Genomic DNA, 5797 nt, shown 5'->3' with positions numbered 1-5797 from the left:
ACGGAGGGCGATCCAGGGGAACTTTTGATCAGGCGGATAGAGGCAAATGCTGAAAGGGTTGATATGTCAGGCTCCGGGCTTGGACTGTTGACATTAATGAGCGACTACAATGCGCGGCTGGCATGGGTGTTTAGTCAACCAGATGACAATAATCTCGTCTGTCTGGAAGTTTTTGCGTCCCTTCCCATCGCACCGACTTATAACTGAACGGAATCGAAACACGACATGGAAATTAAAGAAGAACAATATCGAGTGTGGTCCGAGGGAAGCGTCATCCACTTCGACGGCGTCATGCGGCTGTCCAGCTTTGAGGCGTATGCGCCTGTCATGTCTTTGATGATGAGCGTTCTTGACTCTGCACCCGCAGCGATCACGCTTGAACTGTCTGATCTCGAGTTTCTGAATTCCTCAGGGATTAATCTGTTGGCGAAGTTCACAATCGAAGTCCGTAAGCATCCCAATACGAGACTTGTGGTCCGTGGATCCTCTGACGTACCGTGGCAGTCGAAATCACTGCCAAATCTGAAGAAACTTCATCCGGCCTTAGATCTCTTAATCATCTGATTTGAGAAGCGCCCTCGCGCTCTGTCTGACAAACGTGTCCTCGCAAATTTATTCTAGATTTGGCATTGTAGGTTCTCAGGAAACAAATCAAGAACTGCCGTTATCGGCGTATTCAACCGTATCCCCTTTGGACCGCGGACTATTAGCATGCAGTAATAGTGTCGCCGGGTTCCAGATTAGCGTGGCAATGTCCGTCTAACAACGGCGATGAAAATGACCTGCAATCGGCACCATTGAGCATACCAGAGACAACGGTCATTCTGTGATCACCTGTCGACAGGGGCTGCCGACGACCTCTCCAGAGTGACCGACATCGCCCGCGCCATGGTCACACGCTGGGGCGTCCAAAAAGCTCAGTCACGTCGCCTCTACTCGACCTGCTTGATGTGGCGCACCGTCACGCGCTTCAGTTCCTCAATATCACGGGTCGCCAACGCATCGACCATCTGATGGTGCTCCCGCGATGACTGCTCGATACGGGCGCGTGTTTTCCATTGTGAGACAGGCGCGGAAGAGGTCCTCTGCCTTATCTCGGTAATGAGGTTCACCAATTCCCGGTTGCCGCAGAGCGCAAGCAGTTCGTGGTGAAATGCGAGATTGGCTTCATAAAGCTCGATCATGGTCCCGTTCATAATAAGATCGTCGAAACGGTGCGCAAGTTCCCGCAGCTTCTTTATGGTCAGCTCCGAGGCATTGGCTACGACCTTATCCGCGACTGCCGTTTCCAGGATGACGCGAATATCGCTGACTTCCGTCGCTTGGCGACCGTCTGGTTCGAACACGTGATAACCGCGATTGGGAACATGCTCGACAAGCCGTTTCTGTACTAATCTATCGAGCGCGCGGCGCACTTCCGGCCTCGTGCTCTGATAACGCTGTTCAAGATCAATCTGTTTCAGCCAGACACCCGGAGCCAGCACTCCGGCGAGAATGTCATGCAAGATCAAGTCAGTGACATCACTGGATTTCTGCTGCGACTTGGTTCTTGCCTTTAGCTCGCTCATGCTTCGCCTCCCGATCGCCCAAAGTAACTGCATGCCCGAAAGGACTCGTTCCCAACAAGATGTACGTGACCGAAATAATTTTACACAGAGGTTGCGTAAAAAATATTTGCGTCTAAATTGGTGCCAATTTTGGTAACTATCATAAAACAGCCAACTGGGAAATCATGAGAAATTCGGGAGAAGTCTGGGAAAGAGTAGAGGCCAGGCGCGAGGCGTTCTTTGAACTCAGCGATTGCGTGTGGGAGACCCCCGAAACAAACTATGAGGAGTATCGCTCGTCAAACGAGCATGCCGCGCTCCTCGAAAGGGAAGGGTTCCGTGTCTCACGCGGGATAGCAAGCCTGCCGACTGCGGTGATGGGAGAGGCGGGCGAAGGCGGGCCGGTCATTGCTATCCTGGGGGAGTTCGACGCGCTACCCGGACTTAGTCAGGTTGCGGGTCTGGCCGAAGAGCGGCCTCTCGTCGAGGGCGGAAACGGCCATGGATGTGGTCACAATCTTCTCGGGTCCGGATCGATGCTCGCGGCTTCAGCCGTTAATGACTATCTCAAAAGAAATGGGATTAAGGGACGCGTGCGCTATTACGGCTGCCCGGCCGAAGAAGGCGGATCTTCCAAGGGGTTCATGGTTCGCGCCGGCGTTTTCGACGACGTCGACATTGCTATTTCCTGGCATCCAGCAGCCTTTGCCGGGGTAAATAATCCAATTTCACTTGCCTGCAACGAAATCAATTTTCATTTTAGCGGCCGCGCATCGCACGCTTCAGCGACGCCGCATCTCGGGCGCAGCGCGCTGGATGCCGTGGAACTGATGAATGTCGGCGTGAACTACATGCGCGAACATATGCCATCGACCGCCCGAATTCACTATGCTGTAACGGACACTGGCGGGTCGGCTCCGAATGTTGTCCAGGCGCGCGCAACGGTGCGTTATCTGGTGCGGGCGCGGACATTGCCTGAACTCAATAATCTTGTGCAACGGGTCAAGAAGGTGGCAGATGGCGCAGCCCTGATGACCGAAACGACCGTGCGCAGTCGGATTATCAGCGGCGACGCCAATCTGATCGGCAATACGCCACTTGAAAGCCTGATGCATTCGCAACTGGAGCGTCTCGGCCCCCCTGATTTTAGCGATGCGGATCACGAGACCGCGAGAAAATTCCAACGGACGTTTTCGCCAGAAGATATCGCGGACTCATATCGGCGCTTCAATGTTCTTCCGAAAGAGGGGCAGGCGCTGTGTGACAGCATTTTTCCGCCGCAAAGCGGTGACGGGTCGATTGTTGGCTCGACGGATGTGGGAACAGTCAGCTGGGTTGTTCCAACGGTTCAGATGCGCGGAGCCACGTATGCCATCGGCACGCCAGGCCATTCATGGCAGCTCGTCGCACAGGGCAAGCTTCCGGCCGCCCATAAAGGCATGGAACACGCGGCGAAGGTAATGGCGAGCACCGCTGTCGAGCTCTTCACCAGACCTGAGCTGATTGAAGCGGCCAAGGCCGATCACCGAAGCCGCCTCGACGGTATCTCATTCGTCAACCCGATTCCGGATGACGTTCAGCCGCCTTTACCGGAAAACCACGATGTCTGAGACAAGCGTGGCACCCGATAGTGACCAACTGATGGGGCATATCCGCGAGTTCGCGCGGAGAGTGAAGCTGTCCGGCACATCTGAAGAGCTCGAAAGCTTTCGCTATTTGCACGCGCAGATGGAAACCTATGGCTACCATACGCGGCTTCTCCAGCATGATGCATATATTAGTCTGCCGGGTAGCGCGCGCGTCGTTGCCGAGGGGATCGCACTACGATGCATTACCCATTCGATGTCTGTTTCTACTCCGGAATCTGGCATTTCGGCAGAACTGGTTTACATAGGCGAGGGTCTGGAGTCTAACTTCGCTGCCGCCAAAGTCGCGGAGAAAATTGTTCTCGTCGACGGCATAGCCACAGAAGAGGTCGCGGCGCGCGCGAGCGGCGCCGGGGCAATTGGTCAGCTCCACATCAGCCCGAACGAACATCTTTATGAAATGTGCGTGTCACCTGTGTGGGGCAGTCCTTCGCAGCATACACGTTCACGGCTTCCCAAGACGGTGATCTGCTCCATCCCCCATAATGAAGGCACGAGTCTACGGCAGCGCTGCCAGCTTGGCGAGATCGTCTACATTTCAATACAAGCCGAAGTGGATACTGGCTGGCGCAAAATACCCTTGCTAATCGCCGAACTGGCACCGTCAGGCGATACAGGAAACTTTCCCTTCGTGCTCCTCTCCGGCCATCATGACACCTGGCATTACGGCGTCATGGACAATGGCGGTGCCAATGCGACGATGCTGGAGGCAGCACGCCTGCTGGCCGCTCGACGCAGCGAGTGGCGCAGGGGGCTTCGTATTTGTTTCTGGTCCGGTCATTCGCACGGGCGTTACTCCGGTTCAGCATGGTATGCGGATGAATGCTGGAACGAACTAGAGCAGCGCTGTGTCGCCCACGTCAATGTGGATTCAACCGGCGGTCAAGGCGCTGATGTACTCACCAACTCCGGTGTGGTTGACGAGCTGAAGGGGGTTGCCTTCGAAGCAATTGAAGCGGTCACGGGGCAAAAGCATGGCGGACGCCGCCAGGGCAGGGCTGCTGACCAGTCTTTCTGGGGTATAGGGGTTCCTTCGATGTTCGGCAGCCTCAGCCATCAACCGCCGGGACCGGTCAAGACGCTGACGGCGCTCGGCTGGTGGTGGCATACGCCGCACGACACGATTGAACATATTGATCCGCAAAACCTTGTCCGCGATACGAGGATCGTTCTTCAGGTCCTGCAACAGCTGCTGACATCCCGTATCCTGCCTTATGACTATACGACCTACGCAGCCTCGCTTGCTGCCGAGATAGCCGATCTACGAAGTCAGCTTGGCAACAGGCTCGACATAAGCGCGCTCGAGGATGCCACAGCCGCCCTTCAAGACAGAACGGCACGCCTGTTAGTGAAATCGAAATCGGCCTCGGATACCGAGGCCGAACGCATCAATGCCGGACTTATCCGGGCCTCGCGGTTGCTTGTTGCGCTCAACTATACGAGCGGCGAACGTTTCCATCATGATCCCGCGTTGCCGCATACCGCCTGGCCTTCACTGGGAGGTATCCGGGAACTTGCGCGGCAACCGGAAGATTCGCCGGAGGCGCGGTTTTACGCCGTGCACGCGAGGCAGACGCGAAATCGCGTCGCCCATGCCTTACGAGAGGCCAGCGCAGCATTGGAGGCAGCGCTGACATGAATGCGGGTTGATGCAGCATCGTTAAAAATGAGGTCATCGCGGCCTCCAAAAAAGGGGAATGAATATGAAGAAGAAGCTGATGCTGGTGATCGTAGCTGCTGCATTGTCTGGAGCAGCCGCAAACGCCAAGGACTGGACTCACGTGAAAGTCGGAATCGAGGGTGCTTTTCCGCCTTGGAACATGATTGATTCCAGCGGAAAATTGTCCGGATTCGATGTCGACCTCATTGAGGACCTGTGCAAGCGAGCGCACGTCCAATGCGAATTGATCACCGGCGAATGGACCAGCCTCATTCCAAGCCTGAACGCTGGAAAGTTCGATCTCGTCATGACGCTGGGCATTAACGAAATGCGCAAGCAGGTCGTCGACTTCACCGTGCCGTATGCCAGTGGCGTCGCAAGTTTCCTGACCTTGAAGGATGGCTCTGTGCCAGCCCTGCCCATGACCGGCGAACGCCTCAATCTTAACGACCACGCCAAGGCGGATGCGGTAATGGCCGGGATTGGCAAGGAATTGAAAGGCAAGTCGGTGGGTGTTGTCGGCTCGACAAGTCAGGAACAGCTCATCCAGTCCTATTTCGGCGACACGGTTACAGTACGCACCTACAAGAGCTCTCCCGAACGCGATCTCGATTTGAAAGCGGGACGGATCGATGCGGGTTTCGACAGTGGCGTCTACGGGACCTCCATGCTTGCCAAGCCGGGCAATGAGGATTTGCAGATGAGCGGCCCGCTGGTAAAGGGCGCCATGCTTGCCACGGAAGTCGCACTCGGCACGCGCAAGGGCGAGGATGATCTGCGGCAAAAATTTGACGCGGCGATCAAGTCTGCGGCCGACGCGGGAGTCATCAAAACGCTGTCGGAAAAATGGAGCAGGCTCGATCTTACTCCGACATTCAGCGGAAATTGAACGCACTGCTTCAGGAGCAACCGACGACATGCCGTTCAATCATTTCTCTGAAGCT

At 55.7% G+C, this 5797-nt stretch carries 6 protein-coding genes and 1 pseudogene; 6 read left to right on the top strand and 1 reads right to left on the bottom strand.

Annotated features, from left to right (window positions below; all coding sequences use genetic code 11):
• From AAAC48_RS02040 to AAAC48_RS02030, 3 genes and pseudogenes are all read left to right on the top strand, one after another.
• Positions 1 to 207, top strand: a pseudogene (locus tag AAAC48_RS02040) (ATP-binding protein); the annotation flags it as partial.
• An 18-nt stretch (positions 208 to 225) separates the two neighbouring features.
• The gene (locus tag AAAC48_RS02035) at positions 226 to 564 is read left to right on the top strand and encodes a hypothetical protein (RefSeq protein WP_340652570.1); all 339 of its coding nucleotides are present in this window, start codon (positions 226 to 228) and stop codon (positions 562 to 564) included.
• A 270-nt stretch (positions 565 to 834) separates the two neighbouring features.
• The gene (locus tag AAAC48_RS02030; protein WP_340652571.1) at positions 835 to 1014 is read left to right on the top strand and encodes a hypothetical protein; all 180 of its coding nucleotides are present in this window, start codon (positions 835 to 837) and stop codon (positions 1012 to 1014) included.
• Here AAAC48_RS02030 and AAAC48_RS02025 read toward each other — a convergent pair.
• A complete protein-coding gene (locus AAAC48_RS02025; RefSeq protein ID WP_340652569.1) occupies positions 933 to 1568 on the bottom strand; it encodes a GntR family transcriptional regulator in 636 nt (211 codons plus the stop codon). The two genes, AAAC48_RS02030 and AAAC48_RS02025, sit on opposite strands and share 82 nt — an antisense overlap.
• Before the next feature lie 164 nt (positions 1569 to 1732).
• Between AAAC48_RS02025 and AAAC48_RS02020 the strand changes: the two genes are divergently transcribed.
• The 3 genes from AAAC48_RS02020 to AAAC48_RS02010 all read left to right on the top strand — a co-directional run bounded on the left by AAAC48_RS02020 (position 1733) and on the right by AAAC48_RS02010 (position 5742).
• Positions 1733 to 3157: a M20 family metallopeptidase gene (locus tag AAAC48_RS02020; RefSeq protein ID WP_340652568.1), complete on the top strand. Its 1425-nt coding sequence runs from the start codon at positions 1733 to 1735 to the stop codon at positions 3155 to 3157.
• The gene (locus AAAC48_RS02015) at positions 3150 to 4832 is read left to right on the top strand and encodes a M28 family peptidase (RefSeq protein WP_340652567.1); all 1683 of its coding nucleotides are present in this window, start codon (positions 3150 to 3152) and stop codon (positions 4830 to 4832) included. Before AAAC48_RS02020 ends, AAAC48_RS02015 begins: the two co-directional genes overlap by 8 nt.
• Positions 4833 to 4896: 64 nt before the next feature.
• Positions 4897 to 5742, top strand: coding sequence for a transporter substrate-binding domain-containing protein (locus AAAC48_RS02010; protein ID WP_340652566.1), 846 nt, complete (start codon positions 4897 to 4899; stop codon positions 5740 to 5742).
• Positions 5743 to 5797 lie beyond the last annotated feature (55 nt).

Source organism: Phyllobacterium sp. (assembly GCF_037994405.1).
Classification (GTDB): Bacteria; Pseudomonadota; Alphaproteobacteria; order Rhizobiales; family Rhizobiaceae; genus Phyllobacterium.
The sequence above is the reverse complement of the archived record's forward strand: the minus strand, read 5'-3'. Positions and strand labels throughout refer to the sequence as shown.